The sequence below is a fragment of the Streptomyces sp. LS1784 genome (assembly GCF_020103755.1).
Classification (GTDB): Bacteria; Actinomycetota; Actinomycetes; order Streptomycetales; family Streptomycetaceae; genus Kitasatospora.
The window spans coordinates 1-640 of sequence record NZ_JAHSQD010001252.1 but is presented as its reverse complement, the minus strand read 5'-3'; the positions used below and the strand labels follow the sequence as shown (position 1 = coordinate 640).

Here is a 640-nt window from a genome sequence, read left to right as displayed (position 1 = left end):
CCCGCCGCGAGGCCGACCTGCTGGCCACCGGCCTGGAGGCCGGGCTGCTGGACGCCGACCCGGTCGTCGAGGAGGCCCCGGTCGCCGCGCCCGACCCGCGCCGCCACCCCTCGCACCCCGACTTCGTGCCCAGCCAGGCGCCGTCCCGGGAGTGGACCGACGGCCGGCTGGCCGCCCTCGCCGAGGAGGCCGTCGCCCTGATCGACGTCCGCCCGGGCCCGCTGGGCACCCTGGACGTGTACGCGTTCGCCGACGGCACCACCCTCTGTGTGGCCCCGGGCGACCGGGAGGCCGCCTACCGGCTGATCGACGCCGTCCGCGCCGGTGAACACGTCCGGCTGCTCGGCGGCTCGCGCTTCTCCGGCTCGTACTCGCTGACCTTCTCCACCGACGAGGAGGCCGTCTACGTGCTCGCCGACCGGGTGGTCGCCAGCGTCTGACACCAGCTCACCGGCGCGCAGCACGCCGAAGGCCGGCCGGGTCAAGGGGTTACCGACCCGGCCGGCCTTCGCTGTGTGCACGCCCCTGGGGCGTCAGCGGCAGAGCGCCGCCGTCTCCCGCACCGCGGCCACCGCTCCGGCCAGCACCTCGGTCGCCGCCACCGGCCCGTCCGGCAGCGCCACCTCCGCGCCCTGCGGCA

General features: G+C 77.5%; 1 pseudogene. It reads left to right on the top strand.

The window, feature by feature from the left end:
* Window positions 1-440 (top strand): annotated as a pseudogene (locus tag KS423_RS46825) (hypothetical protein); the annotation flags it as partial.
* Between the last annotated feature and the right edge of the window lie 200 nt (window positions 441-640).